This window comes from Aminobacter sp. DSM 101952 (assembly GCF_001424795.1).
GTDB lineage: Bacteria > Pseudomonadota > Alphaproteobacteria > Rhizobiales > Rhizobiaceae > Aminobacter > Aminobacter aganoensis.
This window is the reverse complement of the sequence record NZ_LMCL01000012.1, coordinates 480,880-498,501: the sequence shown is the minus strand read 5'-3', so window position 1 is coordinate 498,501 and position 17,622 is coordinate 480,880. Positions and strand designations below refer to the sequence as shown.

Here is a 17,622-nt window from a genome sequence, read left to right as displayed (position 1 = left end):
CCGGCGCGGGGGCGGGTGCCGGTTCTGAAGGAGCGGGAGCTGGCGTTGTCGCAGCCGGGGGTTCGGCCGGTGCCGGCGCTTCTCCGGTCGGGCCGAAGATGTAGTAAGCCACGGCGGCGAGCAGCACGACGATGATGGCTATCAGCCACGTGCTGCCCATGCTCGACTGACCGGTGGGGCGTCCTGGATCTGGATTGTTCACCATTGAGATCTCCCTCAGCTGCGCTCCGCAATCATTGCGTGAACATCGCAATCAACGCGCGAAACGCATTTCGGTTTCACCGGAGACGAAAAAAGACTGCAAATACAGCAGGCCGACGGTGGATGGCGGGCAGGAGGCGGGGACGGCGGCGTTTCGCCACGCCGCCGAGGCCCGCAATTCGCGCTAGCTTCGAGCGAGATGCAGCGACCCTGAGGCCAGCGACATGCCCGTGGTGCAGTGCCTTTCCAACACAGACGAATTTTTGCCCGGCACACGCTTTGCCGACCGCTACGCCGTGGTGGTCGGCGGGCAGTCGCTGGATGCCATGACATCGGCGGAGCGCGCCATCGTCAATGGCCCGGCCTGGATCGGCCGGCTGATGATGCTGCGCAATCTGCTGGTGCGGCCGTTCGGGCTGAAAACCGGGCACGGCGACCTGCCGCCCAAGCAAAAGCGGGTGGGGATGTTTCCGGTGATCAGCGAGGCGCCGGAGCGGGTGGTTCTCGGCCTCGACGACCGCCATCTCGATTTCCGGCTGCTGGTCGAGGTCAGGGAACTGGGCGCGGGGCGGCAGGAGGTCAGTGCGACGACGCTGGTCAGGCCGCACAACCGGTTCGGCCGGATCTACCTTGCAGTCGTCACGCCGTTCCACCGCATCATCGTTCCGGCGATGCTGGCCCGGCTGACCGTCTAGAGTGTTTCAGCTTTTCTTCGAAACGCGAAAACGCTCTAAGCTCTTGTTATTGCGCAATTCCGGACGGAAAACCGCTGCACACTTTTCCTGGAATTGCTCTAGCGGTCGGCAGCAGTGACGGTGTAGCCGGCCTTGCGGTACAGCTCGACCAGGCCTTCGGGGCCGGGCAGGTGCAGTGCGCCGACGGCCATGAACACGTCGCCCTGGGCGACGAGAGGTGCGCTGCGCTCGGCCATGGTCTTGTTGCGCGTCGTCACCATCGTTTCCTCGAAGGCGGCGTAGCCGGAATCGTCGGAGCCGCCGGATGGCAGGGCATTGCGGAACAGCGGCCAGAACATGCCGGTGTCGCCGCGCTGGTAGAGCACGACCATGGTTTCGATGACGTCGTCCATGCGGCTGCCGAGCTTGAGGGTCTCGACAAGGCCCTTGATGTGGAACTCGATCGGCAGCGAGGCCATGGCTGAAAGCTGGTCGGCGGCGCTCTCCAGCCCCTTGACCTCCTTGCCGGCGGCCTTGGCCTGCTGGGCAATGAGAATGTCTAGCACCGGCGCGCCGGCAGCCTTGCGGGTGAGTTCGCAGGCCGGCAGCGCGACCATGGACGACAGCATCCACGGCTTCATCTTGGAGACGCTTGCCGGCGGGATGCCGCGTGCTTCGAGTGCGGCATTGACGGTCGCGAGTTCTTCCGGGGACATCAGCGACGGCAGCGTCGTGCTGTCGGTGAACATCATCAGTTCGGGCTGCTTCATCAGGCTGGCGACCATGGCGTTCTGGTCGAGCACATCGGTGGTTTCGATGACCAAAGTGTGCGAGCCGTCGAAGGCCTTCTGCGCCTCGGGCTGGAGCTTGGTGACGCGCGGATCGGTGACATGCATGGTGCCGTAGAGCCATGACGGTTTCTGGCCGGGCTTTTCCAGCTTCCACAACAGGCCCTGGCCGTTCAGCGTGGCCTTGGCCTCGGTCTCGATCCTGGCCAGAACCGCCGGGTTGTCCTTGGCGAGTTCCGCCAGGATGTCGGAGCCGGTGCAGACGGGCGCTTCGGCATGGGCCTTGCCGGCGAACAGAAACGCGACGGCGAAGAACAGGACGAAGAACAGCACGTTGAGTGCTGCGAGCAGCTTCAGCGCTGGCAGCGAGGCGCGGTCGGCAAGGGCGGTGAGACGTGTCATGGGCATTTGTGTAGCCGCCAAAAGCGGCAAAACGGTTAATGCCGCAGTGACAATTGTCAGCCTCGCGAGGTCAGGCGCGGGGGTGCGCGGCGTCGTAGACCTCCAGCAGGCGTGCGGTGTCGACGCCGGTATAGACCTGGGTGGTCGACAGGCTGGCGTGGCCGAGCAGTTCCTGGATGGTGCGCAGGTCGCCGCCACGACCGAGCAGGTGGGTGGCGAAGGAGTGGCGCAGCGCATGTGGCGTCGCCGTGTCGGGCAGGTTCAGGGCCGAGCGCATCTTGCGCATCTCGCGCTGGATGATCGCCGGGTCGAGCCGGCCGCCGCGGGCGCCGCGAAAGAGCGCGCCTTCTGCAGCGAGATGATATGGGCAGAGCTTGCGGTATTCGGCGACCGCCTGCAGGGCCACCGGCAGGACCGGGACGAGGCGGGTCTTGCCGCCCTTGCCCGATATGCGCAGCACGGTGTCGGAGGGCGAATCGAGTTCAGTGCCGGACAGATTGAGCGCTTCGGAAATACGCAGGCCCGAGCCGTAGAGCAAGGTGAGCACGGCGGCGTTGCGGGCGGAGATCCAGGGCTCCTCCGCCAATTGCTCGCCGGCCGAAACGACACGCCTGGCATCGATCGCGGTGAGAGGCTTGGGCAGCGATTTTGGCTGTTTCGGCGCGCGCAGCGCCGCAGAGCCGGCAGCATTGACCAGGCCCTGGCGTTCGAGGAAACGCAGCAGCGAGCGCACCCCGGCAAGGCCGCGGCCAAGCGTGCGGGGGCCGGCCCCATCAGTGCGGCGGGCGGCGAGATAGGCGCGCAGGTCGGCCGGGCGGAGGTCGCTGATGTCGGAGATGCCGGGCGGGCCGCCGCAATGGCCGGTGAGGAACTGCAGGAACTGGCGCGTGTCGCGTTCGTAGGCATCGACCGTCAGTGCCGACAGGCGGCGTTCGCCGGCCAGCGACTTCAGCCAGCCCTGGCGGGCGGCCTGGAGGTCGGGTTTTGCAGCGATGAGGAATTCCTGCATTGGCAGTCGGCGTCCGATTGGAATAAGGCAGTGTTGAACGAGCGAAGTTAGCAACCGGTGAAGCGCAGGCAATGGCCAGACCCCAAAATCCAATCCAGATGGCCGTGATCGGCGCTGCCCACGGTATCAAGGGCGAACTCAGGGTGAAGACCTTCACCGGCGATCCGCTGGCGCTGGCCGACTACGGCCCGCTTTACGCCAAGGACGGCCGCGCCTTCGAGATTGCCGCGATCCGGCCGGCCAACGAGGTGGTGGTGGTGCGCTTCAAGGGCGTCAACGACCGCAATGCCGCCGAGGCCCTGACCAATACCGAGTTGTTCGTCGACCGCTCGGCCCTGCCCGACGATGGCGAGGAGGGCGAGTTCTACCACACCGACCTTGTCGGGCTTGTCGTGCGCGACGAGACCGGTGAGCCGGTCGGCAAGGTGTTTGCCGTGCAGAATTTCGGCGGCGGCGACATCCTCGAAATCCAGTACCAGGGCCGCAAGGGCGTGCTGATACCCTTCACGCAAGCGGCGGTTCCGGTGGTCGACATCGCCGGCGGCTTCGTCGCCATCGATACGGTGGCGGCCGGGCTTGTCGAGGACGAAGACGACGAGAACGCGCCATCCGATGGCGAGTTCGAGCACAAGGCCCGGCCGCGCGGACCGAAGGACGCCGGGGGCAATCGCTAGTCAGATCAGACTTCGATGATCTTGAACTGCGGTCTCTATGTGTATAGATACACATCATGCGCAGCCGTGAGGTGATCAGACTGCTTGTTGCGGACGGCTGGCTTGAGGTGGCGCGCAAAGGCAGCCACGTCCAGTTCAAGCATCCTGTCAAGAAAGGCAGGGTCACCGTGCCGGATCCTAAAAGGGACATTCCCCTGGGCACGCTGCGCAGCATCGAGAAACAATCCGGGATCAGGCTGAAATAGCATGGCCAACTACATTGCCCTCATCCACAAGGACGCCGACAGCGACTACGGCGTATCGTTCCCCGACTTTCCGGGTTGCGTGTCGGCTGGTCCGACGCTCGATGAAGCGCGTGCCGGCGCCGAAGAGGCCTTGGCGCTGCATATCGAAGGCATGATGGAGGACGGTGAGCCAATTCCCGAGCCGACGTCACTGGAGGATGTGATGGGCGTCGCCGAAAACCGCGACGGCGTTGCTGTGCTGGTCAAAGCTCCGCCGCTCGACCAGCGCTCCATTCGCGTCAACGTGACCTTCTCCGAGGATGTGCTCAAGCAGATCGACCTGTTTGCGCAGCAATCGGGTTATACGCGCTCGGGCTTTCTGGCGGTCGCCGCCAAGCACGAGATCGAGAGAGAAGAAAAACGAAAGGCGCGCGGCTGATCGTGTCGGGAAATGATGAGAAGAATTTGCCCGGGTTTCGGGCAACTGTCCTGACGCTCTATCCGGAGATGTTTCCGGGCGCGCTGGGGGTTTCCCTGGCGGGGCGGGCGATGGAGCGGGGCGACTGGGCGCTGGAGGCGGTGCAGATCCGCGATTTCGCCGCCGACAAGCATCGCACCGTGGACGACACGCCTGCAGGTGGTGGCGCTGGCATGGTGATGCGTGCCGACATCCTGGCCAAGGCGATCGACCATGCCTCGCCCGAGGGCGACGCGCGACCACGCATCCTGATGAGCCCGCGCGGCAGGCCGCTGACACAGGAGCGGGTGCGCGAACTGGCGGCCGGGCCGGGCGCGGTGATCCTGTGCGGCCGCTTCGAAGGCGTCGACCAGCGGGTGATCGACACGCGCGAGCTGGAAGAGATCTCGGTCGGCGATTTCATCCTTTCTGGCGGAGAGCCCGCGGCGCTGGTGCTGCTCGACGCCGTGGTGCGGCTTTTGCCCGGCGTGATGGGCAACGAGACTTCGGGCGAAGAAGAGAGCTTCGAGGGCGGATTGCTGGAGCATCCGCACTACACCCGGCCTCAGGAATTCGAGGGTGTTGCCATCCCCGAAGTGCTGACCTCGGGCAACCACGGCAAGATCGCCAAATGGCGCCGCGCCGAGGCGGAGAGGCTGACGAAAGAGCGGCGGCCGGATTTGTGGGCGCAACACAAGAGCTGAAGGCGGTGCCCTACGACTTGTGGACCGCCGCCGCCGAACGTTTTGACGGCTTTCTCACCGCGCGAGTGTCTGGCGCTGCGAGGTGGTAGGGCTGAATCAGCGCCTCTGCCGGCATCTTCCACTGCGCGTGAAGCCGCTGGATCATGTCGACATTGAGCATACGCTTGCGGTTGACGATCTCAGACGCGCGCGATGCCGATCCAAGGACGACGGCGAGGTCGCGCTGCTTCAGACCCCGCATCTCCATATGCGCGACGATGGCGGTGACCGGGTCCGGAATCTCGATCGGATGGTACCTGTCTTCGTAAGCCTCGATGAGTGTCGACAGCACGTCGAAGCGTTCCGCATCGGCGCTGCCCGGTTCGGGCTCATGCTCGAAGTAGCGGGCTACTTCTGAGATGGCCCATTCGAGGTCTGCGTCATTGCGGATAGGTCGAATGTTGTCCATCACACCTTCTCCACGTCTATCTTGTCGTACTCGGCATGGGTCCCGACAAATTTGATCAACACACGTCTGAACGTATAGCTAACATGCACGACCAGCCTGTATTTGTTGCCGGCAATGTCGAAGACCACACGGTTGTCGGCGACAAAGTTCACGCTCGCGCCGAACGCGCCCTTGATGTCGGCTGGGCCCGACCAAACAGCGACGCTTGCGGCCTGATACCAAGCGGTGAGCGGACGCTGCGCCTGGGGGTGTTTCTCCCAGAAGTCACGCAGCGTCTTCCCGCTCAATATCTGCATGTCTTCATATAGCCGTTTCCCAATTTGGGAACAAGAAATTTCCCGAATTGGGAAGGTTCAGCGAGCCTGGCCGGCTGGTCAGCCCCTGGTGAAATAATAGAACGCCAGGAACAGGCCGATGGCGACGACGAGCGCGCGGACGATGGACTGCGGCACGCGGCGGGCGGTCCAGACGCCGGCATAGCCGCCGAGCGCGACGCCGGGCACCATGACCGCCGCTGCCGTCCAGGCGACGACGCCGCCTGAGGCGAAGATGACGATGGCGACCGCGGCGATGACGATGGAGAGCATGTTCTTCAGCGCATTGAGGCGGTGGTAGTCGCCGCCTTCGGTCAGGCCAAGCGTCGCCAGCATCATGACGCCCATGCCGGCGCCGAAGAAGCCGCCATAGATCGCGGTGAAGAACTGGACGATGCGGCCGGCGAGCGACGACGGCGCACCTTCCGGCCGATCGGCGAGCTTTGCCGGGCGAAGCCAGGGACCGGCGGCGAACAGCGCGGTTGCTGCGAGCAGCAGCCACGGCACCAGCGCGCCGAAAGAGACATTGTCGAGCGAAAGCAGGAACAGCGAGCCGATGAGGGCGCCGACGGCCGAGATGACGGCGAAAGCAAGCGCGCCGCGCCACATCAGGCGGATGTCCTTGATGTAGGCCCAGGTCGAGGTGATGTAGCCGGGGAATTGGGCGATCGACGACGTCGCATTGGCGGAGATCGGCGGCAGGCCGGCCATCGTCAGCGCGCCGAAGGTCAGGAAGGTGCCGCCGCCGGCAATGGCGTTGACCACGCCCGACAAAAAGCCCGCGACAAAGAGGATCACGACTGTGATGAAGGTCACGGGTTGCCTGCTCCGATACGCTGCGCCATGGGGTCTGTAGGAAGCCCGGGCCGGCGATGCAAGCCATGGCTTGCCGATGGCGGCCATGTGGTCCAAGCTCCCGATAGCGGCGACAGCACGCGAGGCGCGCAAAAAAGACGCGGCAAAGGCGTGACAAATGGCTGAAATAGCGGTATGTGCCCGCCCGAACCGGACGAATAATCGACCGGACCCGTCAACAGTGACGGTGTAGTCGCCCCTGCCGGAAGGCCCGCGAGGGAACAAGGCATATCCGAGCGGTCATTGGAACTGCAAGGCGAGCGCGGGCGCTCTGGCTGTCGGAAGAACAAGAAGTGGATAGTTGAGATGGATATCATCCGCCAGCTCGAGGCCGAACAGGCCGCCAAGATCGAAGCCAAGCGCACCCTGCCGGAATTCCAGCCAGGCGACACCGTGCGCGTTCTGGTCCGCGTCACCGAAGGTTCGCGCACCCGCGTGCAGGCCTATGAGGGCGTCGTCATCGCCCGCGCCGGCTCGGGCTTCCAGGAAAACTTCACCGTCCGCAAGATCTCCTATGGCGAAGGCGTGGAACGTGTGTTCCCGGTCTACTCGCCGATGATCGAGGGCGTCGAGATCGTCCGCCGCGGCAAGGTCCGTCGCGCCAAGCTGTACTACCTGCGCGATCGCCGCGGCAAGTCGGCTCGTATCGTCGAGAACACCGGCGTGCGCGCCCGCAAGCTGAACGACGCCGAGCGCGAGGCAGCCAACGCCGAGAAGGCTCGCATCGAGGCCGAGAAGGTCGCAGCCGCCCAGGCCCTGGCCGCCGAGAAGGCCGCCCAGGAAGCAGCAGAGAAGAAGGCAGCAGACGAGGCCGCCAAGGCAGCTGAGGCAGCCGCCGCCGAGCCTGCAGCCGAATAATCTCCGGCACTTCATGATTTTCGAAAGGGCGGCTTCGGTCGCCCTTTTGTGTTTCGGGGGGATGGAATTCCAGTTCTTCCATGCGCGAGGCAGGGCGCCTGCTTGCATGCGGCCCGCGGCGAGCTAAAGTCTGGCGCAAACGACCGGCGCCGCCGGTCCTGTGTTTTCGGGGAACTGACCATGAACCATCTCAAGCTCGCGCTTGCCGCCGCTCTCGCCCTCGTTCTTTCGCCCTTCGCCGCCCAGGCCCAGAGCCTGCCCGACCTCGGCGGCAGGACGGTGGTGGTGGTGACCGAGAACGCCTATCCGCCGCTGCAGTTCGTCGATCCCAAGACCGGCAAGCAGATCGGCTGGGAATATGACGCGATGGACGAGATCGCCAAGCGGCTGAACTTCAAGATCGAGTACCAGAACACCAGCTGGGACGCGATGATCCAGGCGGTGTCGGACGGCCAGTACCAGGTCGGCATGACGGGCATCACCATCAAGGACGACCGCAAGGAAAAGGTCGATTTCTCCGATCCCTACATGCGCTCGCAGCAGTTCATGCTGGTGCGCGCCGACGAGAGCCGCTTCACCGACGCCAAGAGCTTCGGCGCCCTCAAGGACGGACTGATCGCGGCACAGCCGGGCACATCGCCGTTCTACACCGCCGTCTACGAGATCCTCGACGGCAACGAGCAGAACCCGCGCATCAAGCTCTTCGAGACCTTTGGGGCCACCGTGCAGGCGCTCAAGGCCGGCGACGTCGACCTGGTGCTGACCGACAGCGTCGCCGCCCAGGGCTATGTCGACGCCTCGGAAGGCAAGCTCAAGGTGGTGGGCGGGCCGCTGGGCAGCGAGGATTTCGGCTTCATCTTCAAGAAGGGCTCGGACCTCGTTGCCCCGATCAACGCGGCGATCGCCGCGCTCAAGGCCGACGGCACGTTCGACGGGATGAACAAGAAGTGGTTCCTCGACTACAAGATGGGCCAGTGATTGCGCTGCCGTCTCCGCTTCGCGGCGGAGACGGCAAGCTGCCGGCTAAGCGTCCGCTCCGTAGCGGCTGGCGCCGGCGTGGTCGACGACATAGAGCCATGCGCCGTCGGCCTGCTTGCGCAGAATCTCGGCGGTGAAGCCGGAATAGAGGGTCACGCCTTCCTCATTGACGATTGCGAAATCGGCGCGCAGCAGCGCCAGGTTACCGTGCTCGACGCAGAAGGTGTTCTTGGACGTCATCTTGCCCGGCATGCGCACCAGCCGTTCAAGCTCCTCGGCGATCGCGGCCTTGCCGGTGAAGCCGGAGCCGCTGGCATCGACCAGCAACTGACTGCCTTCCTCGTAGAGCTCCAGCATAGCCCCGACATCGCCACTGTTGCGCATGGCGGCGAAGGTTTTGTTCATGTCGGCAGGCCGGTAGACTTTCGATGACATTGGCGATGACATTGGCTTTCTCCTGTTTTGGCGAGCAAAACATGCCGTTCCAGAACTATCCAAACGGATACCCCGAATGAGAACAGAGATGACCGCGACCAGCGAGCGCGAGGTGCCGATGCCACGGCGGCCGGAGGTGTGCCCGGTCGAGGACTGGCTTTCCTTTCTCGGTCACCGCTGGAACGCGCTGGTGCTGTGGCAGCTGTCGGCTGGTCCGAAACGGCATGGCGACCTGATGGCGCGTCTGCCCGGCATTACCGCCAAGGTGTTGTCGGAGCGGCTGGACGGTCTGTCGCGGCGTGGGCTTGTCGAGCGTGATGCAGTCGCCGCCTTCCCTCGCGGCGTGGTCTATTCGCTGACATCGGGCGGCCGCCAGGTGGTTGCGATTCTCGACCAGTTCGAGACGCTGCCGCAGTCGTTTGCGCGGCTGGACGCAGCGCTATGAGCCATCCGGTCAAGAAGGACGATTTTCCGTGGTGGCTGGTGACCGCGGTGGCAATCGCGGCGGTCTCGGCGGTGGCAATCGGTACCAGCGACGTCTACAGCCAGATTCTCGCGACGCTGGTGAAAGGGCTGTGGGTGACGCTGTTCGTCACCATCGTCGCCTTCGCCATGGCTTCGGCGCTCGGCCTGTTCATCGCGCTGCTCGGGCTGTCGAGTTCAAAGGTGCTGCGCCAGATCTCGCGCTTCTATGTCGAGATCATCCGCGGGCTGCCGATCCTGGTGCTGCTGTTCTGGATCGCCTTCGTCGGTGCCCCGGCCTTCGTGGTTGGGTGGAACTGGGTGACCATCCCGCTGCAGTCGGCGGGGTTGGTCGAGCCGATGCAGGTGCGCGACTTCTCGCTGTTGTGGCGGGCGATCCTCGCGCTGACGATCGCATATTCGTCCTTCATCGCCGAGATATTCCGCGCCGGCATCCAGGCCGTCGATGTCGGCCAGATCGAGGCGGCGAAGGCGCTGGGGCTGTCGCGCTATCAGCGCTTCCGGCTGATCGTCTGGCCGCAGGCGTTCAGGACCATCCTGCCGCCTTATGGCAACGACTTCATCGCCATGGTGAAGGATTCTTCGCTGGTGTCGGTGCTCGGCGTCGCCGACATCACCCAGATGGCCAAGGTTTATGCCTCGGGCTCATTTCGTTTCTTCGAAACCTATTCCATCGTAGCCTATGTCTACTTGCTCCTGACCGTCGGGCTGTCGCTCAGCCTCAGGGCGCTGGAGCGGCGGATACGGAGGGATTTCAAGCCATGACCGGAGAGGCCGACAAGACCGCGCTCGACATGGTCTATGCGGCCTCGACTGAAACGGAACTGGCGGCTGCCTATGCGGCATGGGCCAATAGCTATGACACGGAGACGGCGGCGCTGGGCTACTGCCTGCCCTTCGTGATCGCGGCGTGGGTGGCGCGGCACGTCGCCAAGGGTGCATTGCCGCTGCTCGACGCCGGCTGCGGCACCGGGCTGTCGGGACCGTATCTCCGGGCACTGGGCTATGACGAGATCGAAGGGCTCGATTTGTCGGACGAGATGCTCGACCTCGCCCGGGCACGCGGCGGCTACACGGCGCTGACCAGGGCCGCGCTGGGCGGGCCGTTGCCGTGGGCCAACGGGCACTTCGCCGCCGCCTTCTCGACCGGCGTGTTCACCGCGGGGCACGCGCCGGCCTCGAGCCTGGACGAACTGGCCAGGATCACACGGCCGGGCGGCTTCGTCATCTTCACCGTGCGCGACGTGGTGCTGGAGGCTGGCGGGTTCCGGCCGAAATTCGCCGCACTGGAGCTGGCAAGAAAGTGGCGGCCGGTCGAAGAGAGCCCGCCGTTCCGGGCCTTCGCCGTGGCCGAGCCGGAGGTGCTGGTGCAGGCCTTCGTTTTCGAAGTCCTGTAAGGTGGCGAAGGAACCTCGGCTGTCTCGGCGCGTTGGGGGCCGAACCAGCGAGAGGCGCCATGGAACAGCTTGTCGAGGAATTCGGCCACCCGACCTACACATCCTTTCCCGTCATCGTGGCGCGGCTTTTGCTGGCCACGATCTTCGGCGCGGTGATCGGCTTCGAGCGTGAATGGCGCAACCGGCCGGCGGGCCTCAGGACCCATGTGCTGGTGTGCGTTGCCGCGGCAACCTTCGGCATCCTGACTATCGAGATCGTGCATGCGCCGATGTTCGCGGCGGGCGGCATGAAGGAGATGGTCAAGGTCGACCCGATCCGCGCGGTCGAGGCGGTGACGGCGGGCGTCGCCTTCCTGGCAGCCGGAACCATCCTGTTTGCGCGCGGCGAAGTGCAGGGGCTGACCACAGGGGCCGGCATGTGGCTGGCCGGCGCGATCGGCTTGGCCGCCGGGCTCGGCTTCTGGCAGATCGCCGGCTTTGGTACGCTGCTGGTGCTCGTCGTGCTCGGGCTGATGCACTCGCTCGAAGTGAAATTCGACCTCAGCGAGGACAAGCGTGACGAGAAGCCCGAGGCGCGCAAGGCCCCGGCAAAGAGCAAGCGGGCCTAGCTATCAGACCTCGATGTCGACACCGCACCGGCCGGCTGGTCGTCGCGCAGCTTCTCGAACAGCAGCTTGAGCGCCTGGCGCAGCATCTCCATTTCCTCCGGGCTGGTGAGTTCGGCCCAGCGTTCGTCGACCTTGCGGCCGGTGGCGGAGGCGATAGGACGCACCGCTCTGCCGCGCTCGGTGAGGAAGACCAGCCGGCCTCGGCGGTCGTTGGGGTCGGGCCGGCGCTCGACATAGCCAAGTTTTTCCAGTTCCTCGACCGCCTGCGTCATGGTCTGCTTGCGCACATGGGCGAGCTTGGTGAGTTCGCTCACCTGGATGCCTTCCGGCGGGGTGAAGGTGAAGACGTTGGCATGCGGCGGACGGATGTCGCCGAAGCCGGCGGCATCGAGCGCATTGTCGACGGCCTGGGTCCAATGCTGGTGGACGAGGCGCAGCAACAGGCCGAGCGGGGGATTGTCGGGAATCGTTTCCTTCAAGATAGACAGCTGCCTGACCAAATGATATATAGACAGGTACCTTACTATCTGCCGGGCGGGAAGGGAAGCCGGATGCCGAACATCAGCGTACTCGACTCCGAGATTTCATATGTCGACATTGGCCATGGCGTGCCGTTCGTCTTTCTGCACGGCAACCCGACCTCGTCCTATCTGTGGCGCAACGTGCTGCCTGGGATGGGCGCCAATGTGCGCTGCCTTGCGCCCGACCTGATCGGCATGGGCAATTCCGGCAAACCTGACATCGCCTACAGCTTCGACGACCACGCCCGCTATCTCGACGCCTGGTTCGAGGCGATGGGGCTGGAGGAGGTCGTTCTGGTCGGCCACGACTGGGGCGGGGCACTGGCCTTCGACCGGGCGGCGCGGCATCCCGGTGGAGTGCGCGGGGTTGCCGTGATGGAGACCATCGTGCGGCCGATGACATGGGCCGATTTTCCCGACAGTGCCAGGCCGCGCTACGAGGCGCTGCGCGGCGCGGGCACCGGCGAGGCCAAGGTGCTGGACGAGAACTTCTTCATCGAGTTCGCCCTGCGTGCGACCGTGCTCAACGGGCTGAGCGACGAAGACCTCGACGCCTACCGCAAGCCCTATCCGACACGCGACAGCCGGCGGCCGCTGCTGGCATGGCCGCGCGCCATGCCGATCAACGGCGAGCCGGCCGATGTGATCGCCCGCATCGAGGCTTATGACCGCTGGCTGGCCGAGAGTCCGGATGTGCCCAAGCTGCTTCTGACCTTCGAGGGGTCGCCCGAGACGCTGATGATAGGTGCGGAGATGACCGCGTGGTGTACCGAGAACATCGCCGGCATCGAGGTCGAGAATTGCGGGCCGGCGCGGCATGCAGCGCCAGAGGATCAGCCCGAGGCGATTGCCGCAGCCATTGCCGGGTGGGCAGACCGGCACGGATTGCGAGCGAATGCCCAGGCGTTGGCGCGTACAGCTTGAGCCCTGCGTGTCCCTGTCTGGCGGTCTCAGGTCGCCGGTCAGCCTGCCCGGGCAAGCAGCCGATTGCCGGAACGTCAAAAGATTGATATTGAGCCGCTTATGGAAGAGCTCTTTGGAGATCCGGCCTACAAAGGTTTCGTGCTGCAGGACCACAAGCGCCTGCCGGCCCGGTTCTTTGCCCGCATTTCCGGCGCGCTAAGCTGCCGACTTCCCTGAGCCGACGGGCTCCTTCCGGCATTTCGGCCGGTCATTTTCATTTATTGCCATCGACGGATCCAAGATCATGAGCGCACCGCGTACCCTCTACGACAAGATATTCGATGACCACGTTGTCGACCGCCAGGACGACGGCACCTGCCTGCTCTACATCGACCGCCATCTGGTGCACGAAGTGACCAGCCCGCAGGCCTTCGAAGGCCTGCGCATGACCGGCCGCACCGTGCGTCACCCCGAGAAGACGCTGGCCGTCGTCGATCACAACGTGCCGACCTCGCCGGACCGCAAAAACGGCATCAAGAACGAGGAAAGCCGCATCCAGGTCGAGGCGCTGGCCAAGAACTCGGCCGATTTCGGCGTGGAATATTACTCCGAGAACGACAAGCGCCAGGGCATCGTGCACATCGTCGGCCCCGAGCAGGGCTTTACGCTTCCGGGCATGACCATCGTCTGCGGCGACAGCCACACCTCGACGCATGGCGCGTTCGGCGCGCTGGCCCACGGCATCGGCACGTCTGAAGTGGAGCACGTGCTGGCGACCCAGACGCTGATCCAGAAGAAGGCCAAGAACATGCTGGTGCGTGTCGACGGCCAGTTGCCGGAAGGCGTCACCGCCAAGGATATCGTGCTCGCCATCATCGGCGAGATCGGCACCGCGGGCGGCACCGGCTACGTCATCGAATATGCCGGCGAGGCGATTCGCGCGCTGTCGATGGAAGGCCGCATGACGATCTGCAACATGTCGATCGAGGGTGGCGCCCGCGCCGGCCTGATCGCGCCCGACGAGACGACCTACGCATACGTCAAGGACAAACCGCGCGCGCCGAAGGGCAAGGCGTGGGACATGGCGCTCGACTACTGGAAGACGCTGCACACAGACGAAGGCGCGCATTTCGACAAGATCATCGTGCTCGATGCCGGCAAGCTGCCGCCCATCGTCACCTGGGGCTCGTCGCCCGAGGACGTCGTCGCCGTCACCGGCGTGGTGCCGGACGCGGAAGTGATCGAGGAAGAGGCCAAGCGCAACTCCAAGAAGCGCGCGCTCGACTATATGGGCCTGACCGCCGGCACCAAGATCACCGACATCGCGGTCGACCGCGTGTTCATCGGTTCGTGCACCAATGGCCGCATCGAGGACCTTCGCGCCGTCGCCAAGGTCGTCGAGGGCAAGAAGGTGGCGTCGACCGTCAGCGCGATGATCGTGCCGGGTTCGGGACTGGTCAAGGAGCAGGCGGAGGCCGAGGGCCTGGACAAGATCTTCGTTGCCGCCGGCTTCGACTGGCGCGAGCCGGGCTGCTCGATGTGCCTGGCCATGAACGACGACCGGCTCAAGCCGCATGAGCGCTGCGCTTCGACCTCGAACCGCAACTTCGAGGGCCGCCAGGGCTTCAAGGGTCGCACCCACCTGGTGTCGCCGGCCATGGCAGCGGCAGCGGCAATCGCCGGCCATTTCGTCGACATCCGCGACTGGCACTGACCAGCGCGGGCGATATCGGCCTGTCAAATTCGAGGCGGTGGGCGCGAGCCCGCCGCCTTTTCATTTTGTTGAGGATGTCGAGAAGCTTCTGCTTCCGTGGGGTCATGTTAACGTCTTTTTCTCCCCGATATGGTTTGGTCCGGAGGTGGGAGACGACGCCAGACGATGAGTGGTGCAGAGTTCATTCTCGCGATCAACGTGTTCGTTGCCGGCCTGCTGGCCGCGGCGTTCATGGCGATCTCGATCTATGACGCCAAGCGCGCTTCGGCGCGCTGGTTCGCGCTCTGCTACCTGACCGGCCTGCTTTATATCGGCACGGAATTCTCGATCCCGTGGTTCGAGAACACGAGGCCCATCGTCACCGCCAATTTCGCCGCCTTCCTGGCGACGCTGTGCATCATGAATGTCGGGCTGGCGCGTCGCTACGAGGTGCCGCCGCCCTGGCGCACGATGCTGGTGTTCGTCGTGGCGGCCACGGTGGCCGTCTATATCACGCAGGGCCTGCCGCGCGATTCGTTGCTCAGGATGATGATGTTCCAGACGCCCTATGCCGCGGTGCAGGCGATGGGGGCGGCGATCGTGCTCAGGTCGCGGGACAAGCTCAGCCAGTTCGACTACGGCCTCGCCGGCGTGCTGCTGGCGAGTGCGCTGCAGTTCTTTTCCAAGCCCTATCTGGCGCTAGCCGTCGGCTCCGGTTCCGATCCGCATCAATATCTGCAGAGTACCTATGCGATGATTTCGCAGGCGCTGGGCACGGTGTTTGCGTTGTCGATCGCGCTGATGCTGCTGGTCATCCTGGTCCGCGACATCCTTGCCGATGCAACGCAGAAATCCGAGACCGACGCGCTGTCGGGCCTGCTCAACCGCGGCGGTTTCCAGCGCCAGGCGGCGATTGCGCTACGCGAGGCGGAGCGCCAGGGCCTGCCGGTGACGCTGGTGATCTCCGACCTCGACCATTTCAAGTCGATCAACGACACCTATGGCCATCTGTCCGGCGACCGGGTGATCGAGGCGTTCGCGCGCTTCATCCACGAATCCAAGGTGGGCCATCACATCGCCGGGCGCATCGGCGGCGAGGAGTTCGCGATCATCCTGCCCGGCACGCACCTGGCGGCGGCACGGCTGTTCGCCGAAGGCGCGCGCAGCGCGTTCTCGGCCCTGCCGATCGAAGGGCTGCCGTCGAACCAACGGTTCACCGCGAGCTTCGGCGTGGCCGAACTGGTCACCGGCGAGTTCATCGACCAGCTGATGCGCCGCGCGGACGCAGCACTCTACGAAGCCAAGAAGGACGGGCGCGACTGCGTGCGGGTGGCCTCCGGCAGCGTCGTCGAGATGCACGCCGAGTCAAACATCGTGCCCTTCGGCGGCAAGTCCTGACCCGAAATCAGTAGCAGCGCAGGCCGGGCTGGGGGATTTCTCCCTCGGAGAAGCCATACATGTAGCTGCGGCCCTTGAGCAGCATCGGCGGCCGGTAGCAATGCCGCGCGGCGCGCCGGCCTTCGTCGAGATAGACGACCTTTGGCTTGGCGGAGCCGGTGTATTCGGCCAACTGGCGTGCCGAATGGCCTTGGCCGACGACGATGCGCTTGTAGCCGGCAGCGCTGTCGACCACCAGATTGCCGAACGAATCGGCGTAGACGCGGTCATGGTCCCAGCCGCCGGAAACGGCAGGTGTCGCCAAGGCCATCGTCGCCGCGAGTGCGAGGGACGCAGTTCCGAGGAAAGCCAACGGGAGGCGCATCGCGCAATCTCCATGGTTTGCGGCGCGAAGTTTCGATTCGAACCTTAACCTTTTCTTAATCTTTGTTAAGAGGCCGGCACGGTCGGGGCCGCACTGATTAACGAACATGGTTAATTCTGCCCCGATGCGACCGGCAGGTTGCGACTCACCCGACCGGGTAGGGCGTCGCTCGCCCCAATGGGGAGGCCTTGGCTGTTACCCGTGCCCGGTCGCCGATCCCCCACTTACCCAGGCGGGTAGCTCCAATCGGCGTTCAATCGATTGAAGCCGCGATGCGACTAAATAGGTGCGCCTGAACGGTTTTTTGGTCTTTGACGCGGTGCAAAAAGCACATTAGAAAGCGCGCAGTCCGACGTCGCAAAACGGTGCGGCGGCGCCGTATTCAAACATAGCCACGCTCGGATGCAGACCGGGGGAGCCATGAGCAAATCACAAGCCACCCAAGCCACATCGCGTGCGCGGCCATTGTCGCCGCACCTGACCGTCTATCGCCCGCCGATCACCATGACGACGTCGATCCTGCACCGCATCACCGGCGGCGCGCTGTATTTCGGCACGCTGCTGGTCGCCTGGTGGCTGATCGCGGCGGCGACGTCGCAGGAATATTTCGATTTCGTCAGCGGGATCTACGGCAGCTGGTTCGGCCAGCTGGTGCTGCTCGGCTACACCTGGGCGCTGGTATTCCACATGATGGGCGGCATCCGCCACCTGGTCTGGGACACCGGCGTGGGCCTGGAGAAGCACACCGCGTCGAAGATCGCCTGGGCGACGGTGGTCGCCTCCGTGGTGGTGACCGCGCTGGTCTGGATCGTCGGCTACATGGTTCGGGGAGCCTGACATGAGCGGGAGCAACAACGACATGCGCACGCCGCTCGGCAAGGTGCGCGGCCTGGGTTCCGCCCGCGAAGGCACCCTGCATTTCTGGCGCCAGCGCCTGACGGCGGTCGCCAACATTCCGCTGATGCTGATCTTCGTCGGCCTGCTGATCGCGCTCAACGGCGCCGATTACGCCGCCGTGCGCGCCACGCTCGCCAATCCGCTGGTGGCTCTGGTGATGGCGCTGGTGCTGATCTCGGGCCTCTACCACATGAAGCTCGGCATGCAGATCGTCATCGAGGACTATGTGCATGGCGAGGGCGGCAAGCTTGCCCTGCTCATGCTGAACACCTTCTTCACCATTGTGGTGGGTGCGGCTTCGCTGTTCGCCCTGCTCAAGATCGCATTCGGAGGCTGA

At 64.7% G+C, this 17,622-nt stretch carries 26 protein-coding genes; 18 read left to right on the top strand and 8 right to left on the bottom strand.

Going from position 1 to position 17,622, the window contains the following annotated elements; genetic code table 11:
* Positions 1-194: 194 nt before the first annotated feature.
* Both ASC75_RS25985 and ASC75_RS12510 read left to right on the top strand, forming a co-directional pair.
* The gene (locus ASC75_RS25985) at positions 195-389 is read left to right on the top strand and encodes a hypothetical protein (RefSeq protein ID WP_156381218.1); all 195 of its coding nucleotides are present in this window, start codon (positions 195-197) and stop codon (positions 387-389) included.
* 36 nt (positions 390-425) lie between these two features.
* Positions 426-896: a DUF2867 domain-containing protein gene (locus ASC75_RS12510; protein ID WP_055975296.1), complete on the top strand. Its 471-nt coding sequence runs from the start codon at positions 426-428 to the stop codon at positions 894-896.
* A gap of 98 nt (positions 897-994) precedes the next feature.
* Here ASC75_RS12510 and ASC75_RS12505 read toward each other — a convergent pair whose 3' ends face one another.
* Both ASC75_RS12505 and ASC75_RS12500 read right to left on the bottom strand, forming a co-directional pair.
* Positions 995-2,065 (bottom strand): TraB/GumN family protein, encoded by a 1,071-nt coding sequence (locus ASC75_RS12505; protein ID WP_055975525.1) that lies wholly within the window; start codon positions 2,063-2,065, stop codon positions 995-997.
* Between the two features lie 70 nt (positions 2,066-2,135).
* A complete protein-coding gene (locus ASC75_RS12500) occupies positions 2,136-3,074 on the bottom strand; it encodes a tyrosine recombinase XerC (protein WP_055975293.1) in 939 nt (312 codons plus the stop codon).
* Positions 3,075-3,145: 71 nt separating this feature from the next.
* Here ASC75_RS12500 and rimM point away from each other — a divergent pair, with 71 nt between their 5' ends.
* Genes rimM through trmD form a run of 4 tightly spaced genes read left to right on the top strand, consistent with a single transcriptional unit; the run spans position 3,146 to position 5,133 of the window.
* Positions 3,146-3,748: a ribosome maturation factor RimM gene (gene rimM, locus ASC75_RS12495; protein WP_055975290.1), complete on the top strand. Its 603-nt coding sequence runs from the start codon at positions 3,146-3,148 to the stop codon at positions 3,746-3,748.
* Between the two features lie 56 nt (positions 3,749-3,804).
* Complete coding sequence (locus tag ASC75_RS12490; protein ID WP_055975286.1) at positions 3,805-3,993, top strand: type II toxin-antitoxin system HicA family toxin; 189 nt, start codon at positions 3,805-3,807, stop codon at positions 3,991-3,993.
* Between the two features lies 1 nt (position 3,994).
* The gene (locus ASC75_RS12485; RefSeq protein WP_055975283.1) at positions 3,995-4,411 is read left to right on the top strand and encodes a type II toxin-antitoxin system HicB family antitoxin; all 417 of its coding nucleotides are present in this window, start codon (positions 3,995-3,997) and stop codon (positions 4,409-4,411) included.
* Between the two features lie 2 nt (positions 4,412-4,413).
* Positions 4,414-5,133 carry a tRNA (guanosine(37)-N1)-methyltransferase TrmD gene (trmD, locus tag ASC75_RS12480; RefSeq protein WP_280137954.1) on the top strand — a complete coding sequence of 240 codons (720 nt, stop codon included), beginning with the start codon at positions 4,414-4,416 and terminating at the stop codon, positions 5,131-5,133.
* A gap of 10 nt (positions 5,134-5,143) precedes the next feature.
* Here trmD and ASC75_RS12475 read toward each other — a convergent pair whose 3' ends face one another.
* From ASC75_RS12475 to ASC75_RS12465, 3 genes are all read right to left on the bottom strand, one after another.
* Positions 5,144-5,581 (bottom strand): XRE family transcriptional regulator, encoded by a 438-nt coding sequence (locus ASC75_RS12475; protein ID WP_055975279.1) that lies wholly within the window; start codon positions 5,579-5,581, stop codon positions 5,144-5,146.
* Complete coding sequence (locus ASC75_RS12470) at positions 5,581-5,877, bottom strand: type II toxin-antitoxin system HigB family toxin (protein WP_055975276.1); 297 nt, start codon at positions 5,875-5,877, stop codon at positions 5,581-5,583. The genes ASC75_RS12475 and ASC75_RS12470 overlap by 1 nt, the downstream gene beginning before the upstream one ends.
* A gap of 78 nt (positions 5,878-5,955) precedes the next feature.
* A complete protein-coding gene (locus tag ASC75_RS12465; protein ID WP_055975523.1) occupies positions 5,956-6,711 on the bottom strand; it encodes a sulfite exporter TauE/SafE family protein in 756 nt (251 codons plus the stop codon).
* A gap of 345 nt (positions 6,712-7,056) precedes the next feature.
* Between ASC75_RS12465 and rplS the strand changes: the two genes are divergently transcribed.
* Together rplS and ASC75_RS12455 are read left to right on the top strand one after the other, a co-directional pair.
* Positions 7,057-7,608, top strand: a complete 552-nt coding sequence (gene rplS, locus ASC75_RS12460; protein WP_055975272.1) for a 50S ribosomal protein L19 — start codon at positions 7,057-7,059, stop codon at positions 7,606-7,608.
* Positions 7,609-7,788: 180 nt separating this feature from the next.
* A complete protein-coding gene (locus ASC75_RS12455) occupies positions 7,789-8,586 on the top strand; it encodes a basic amino acid ABC transporter substrate-binding protein (RefSeq protein WP_055975270.1) in 798 nt (265 codons plus the stop codon).
* 45 nt (positions 8,587-8,631) lie between these two features.
* Here ASC75_RS12455 and ASC75_RS12450 read toward each other — a convergent pair whose 3' ends face one another.
* Positions 8,632-9,033, bottom strand: coding sequence for a hypothetical protein (locus ASC75_RS12450; protein ID WP_244487818.1), 402 nt, complete (start codon positions 9,031-9,033; stop codon positions 8,632-8,634).
* A 76-nt stretch (positions 9,034-9,109) separates the two neighbouring features.
* Here ASC75_RS12450 and ASC75_RS12445 point away from each other — a divergent pair, with 76 nt between their 5' ends.
* Genes ASC75_RS12445 through ASC75_RS12430 form a run of 4 tightly spaced genes read left to right on the top strand, consistent with a single transcriptional unit; the run spans position 9,110 to position 11,509 of the window.
* The gene (locus tag ASC75_RS12445) at positions 9,110-9,466 is read left to right on the top strand and encodes a helix-turn-helix domain-containing protein (RefSeq protein ID WP_244487817.1); all 357 of its coding nucleotides are present in this window, start codon (positions 9,110-9,112) and stop codon (positions 9,464-9,466) included.
* Complete coding sequence (locus tag ASC75_RS12440; protein ID WP_055975264.1) at positions 9,463-10,269, top strand: amino acid ABC transporter permease; 807 nt, start codon at positions 9,463-9,465, stop codon at positions 10,267-10,269. Before ASC75_RS12445 ends, ASC75_RS12440 begins: the two co-directional genes overlap by 4 nt.
* Positions 10,266-10,901 (top strand): class I SAM-dependent methyltransferase, encoded by a 636-nt coding sequence (locus ASC75_RS12435; RefSeq protein WP_055975261.1) that lies wholly within the window; start codon positions 10,266-10,268, stop codon positions 10,899-10,901. The genes ASC75_RS12440 and ASC75_RS12435 overlap by 4 nt, the downstream gene beginning before the upstream one ends.
* A 59-nt stretch (positions 10,902-10,960) precedes the next feature.
* Positions 10,961-11,509 carry an MgtC/SapB family protein gene (locus tag ASC75_RS12430; protein ID WP_055975257.1) on the top strand — a complete coding sequence of 183 codons (549 nt, stop codon included), beginning with the start codon at positions 10,961-10,963 and terminating at the stop codon, positions 11,507-11,509.
* Here ASC75_RS12430 and ASC75_RS12425 read toward each other — a convergent pair.
* Positions 11,506-11,988 carry a MarR family transcriptional regulator gene (locus tag ASC75_RS12425; RefSeq protein WP_210309440.1) on the bottom strand — a complete coding sequence of 161 codons (483 nt, stop codon included), beginning with the start codon at positions 11,986-11,988 and terminating at the stop codon, positions 11,506-11,508. The two genes, ASC75_RS12430 and ASC75_RS12425, sit on opposite strands and share 4 nt — an antisense overlap.
* Before the next feature lie 72 nt (positions 11,989-12,060).
* Between ASC75_RS12425 and ASC75_RS12420 the strand changes: the two genes are divergently transcribed.
* The 4 genes from ASC75_RS12420 (at position 12,061) to ASC75_RS12410 (ending at position 16,024) form a co-directional block, all read left to right on the top strand.
* Positions 12,061-12,954 carry a haloalkane dehalogenase gene (locus ASC75_RS12420; RefSeq protein WP_055975250.1) on the top strand — a complete coding sequence of 298 codons (894 nt, stop codon included), beginning with the start codon at positions 12,061-12,063 and terminating at the stop codon, positions 12,952-12,954.
* 63 nt (positions 12,955-13,017) lie between these two features.
* The gene (locus tag ASC75_RS25980; RefSeq protein ID WP_162244913.1) at positions 13,018-13,170 is read left to right on the top strand and encodes a hypothetical protein; all 153 of its coding nucleotides are present in this window, start codon (positions 13,018-13,020) and stop codon (positions 13,168-13,170) included.
* Between the two features lie 67 nt (positions 13,171-13,237).
* The gene (gene leuC, locus ASC75_RS12415) at positions 13,238-14,647 is read left to right on the top strand and encodes a 3-isopropylmalate dehydratase large subunit (protein WP_055975247.1); all 1,410 of its coding nucleotides are present in this window, start codon (positions 13,238-13,240) and stop codon (positions 14,645-14,647) included.
* Between the two features lie 165 nt (positions 14,648-14,812).
* Positions 14,813-16,024, top strand: a complete 1,212-nt coding sequence (locus ASC75_RS12410) for a GGDEF domain-containing protein (protein ID WP_055975244.1) — start codon at positions 14,813-14,815, stop codon at positions 16,022-16,024.
* Between the two features lie 7 nt (positions 16,025-16,031).
* On the opposite strand, the gene ASC75_RS12405 is transcribed toward ASC75_RS12410, so the two are convergent.
* The gene (locus tag ASC75_RS12405) at positions 16,032-16,388 is read right to left on the bottom strand and encodes a hypothetical protein (protein ID WP_055975240.1); all 357 of its coding nucleotides are present in this window, start codon (positions 16,386-16,388) and stop codon (positions 16,032-16,034) included.
* Positions 16,389-16,808: 420 nt separating this feature from the next.
* Here ASC75_RS12405 and sdhC point away from each other — a divergent pair, with 420 nt between their 5' ends.
* Positions 16,809-17,225, top strand: coding sequence for a succinate dehydrogenase, cytochrome b556 subunit (sdhC, locus tag ASC75_RS12400; protein WP_055975515.1), 417 nt, complete (start codon positions 16,809-16,811; stop codon positions 17,223-17,225).
* Position 17,226: 1 nt separating this feature from the next.
* Positions 17,227-17,622, top strand: a complete 396-nt coding sequence (gene sdhD / locus ASC75_RS12395; RefSeq protein ID WP_055975238.1) for a succinate dehydrogenase, hydrophobic membrane anchor protein — start codon at positions 17,227-17,229, stop codon at positions 17,620-17,622.

Coding starts and splice junctions, on each gene's coding strand:
- ASC75_RS12510 (WP_055975296.1), top strand. CDS start 426: ATGCCCGTGGTGCAGTGCCTTTCCAACACAGACGAATTTTTGCCCGGC.
- ASC75_RS12505 (WP_055975525.1), bottom strand. CDS start 2,065: ATGACACGTCTCACCGCCCTTGCCGACCGCGCCTCGCTGCCAGCGCTG.
- ASC75_RS12500 (WP_055975293.1), bottom strand. CDS start 3,074: ATGCAGGAATTCCTCATCGCTGCAAAACCCGACCTCCAGGCCGCCCGC.
- rimM (WP_055975290.1), top strand. CDS start 3,146: ATGGCCAGACCCCAAAATCCAATCCAGATGGCCGTGATCGGCGCTGCC.
- ASC75_RS12490 (WP_055975286.1), top strand. CDS start 3,805: ATGCGCAGCCGTGAGGTGATCAGACTGCTTGTTGCGGACGGCTGGCTT.
- ASC75_RS12485 (WP_055975283.1), top strand. CDS start 3,995: ATGGCCAACTACATTGCCCTCATCCACAAGGACGCCGACAGCGACTAC.
- ASC75_RS12475 (WP_055975279.1), bottom strand. CDS start 5,581: ATGGACAACATTCGACCTATCCGCAATGACGCAGACCTCGAATGGGCC.
- ASC75_RS12470 (WP_055975276.1), bottom strand. CDS start 5,877: ATGCAGATATTGAGCGGGAAGACGCTGCGTGACTTCTGGGAGAAACAC.
- rplS (WP_055975272.1), top strand. CDS start 7,057: ATGGATATCATCCGCCAGCTCGAGGCCGAACAGGCCGCCAAGATCGAA.
- ASC75_RS12455 (WP_055975270.1), top strand. CDS start 7,789: ATGAACCATCTCAAGCTCGCGCTTGCCGCCGCTCTCGCCCTCGTTCTT.
- ASC75_RS12450 (WP_244487818.1), bottom strand. CDS start 9,033: ATGTCATCGCCAATGTCATCGAAAGTCTACCGGCCTGCCGACATGAAC.
- ASC75_RS12445 (WP_244487817.1), top strand. CDS start 9,110: ATGACCGCGACCAGCGAGCGCGAGGTGCCGATGCCACGGCGGCCGGAG.
- ASC75_RS12440 (WP_055975264.1), top strand. CDS start 9,463: ATGAGCCATCCGGTCAAGAAGGACGATTTTCCGTGGTGGCTGGTGACC.
- ASC75_RS12435 (WP_055975261.1), top strand. CDS start 10,266: ATGACCGGAGAGGCCGACAAGACCGCGCTCGACATGGTCTATGCGGCC.
- ASC75_RS12430 (WP_055975257.1), top strand. CDS start 10,961: ATGGAACAGCTTGTCGAGGAATTCGGCCACCCGACCTACACATCCTTT.
- ASC75_RS12420 (WP_055975250.1), top strand. CDS start 12,061: ATGCCGAACATCAGCGTACTCGACTCCGAGATTTCATATGTCGACATT.
- leuC (WP_055975247.1), top strand. CDS start 13,238: ATGAGCGCACCGCGTACCCTCTACGACAAGATATTCGATGACCACGTT.
- ASC75_RS12410 (WP_055975244.1), top strand. CDS start 14,813: ATGAGTGGTGCAGAGTTCATTCTCGCGATCAACGTGTTCGTTGCCGGC.
- ASC75_RS12405 (WP_055975240.1), bottom strand. CDS start 16,388: ATGCGCCTCCCGTTGGCTTTCCTCGGAACTGCGTCCCTCGCACTCGCG.
- sdhC (WP_055975515.1), top strand. CDS start 16,809: ATGAGCAAATCACAAGCCACCCAAGCCACATCGCGTGCGCGGCCATTG.
- sdhD (WP_055975238.1), top strand. CDS start 17,227: ATGAGCGGGAGCAACAACGACATGCGCACGCCGCTCGGCAAGGTGCGC.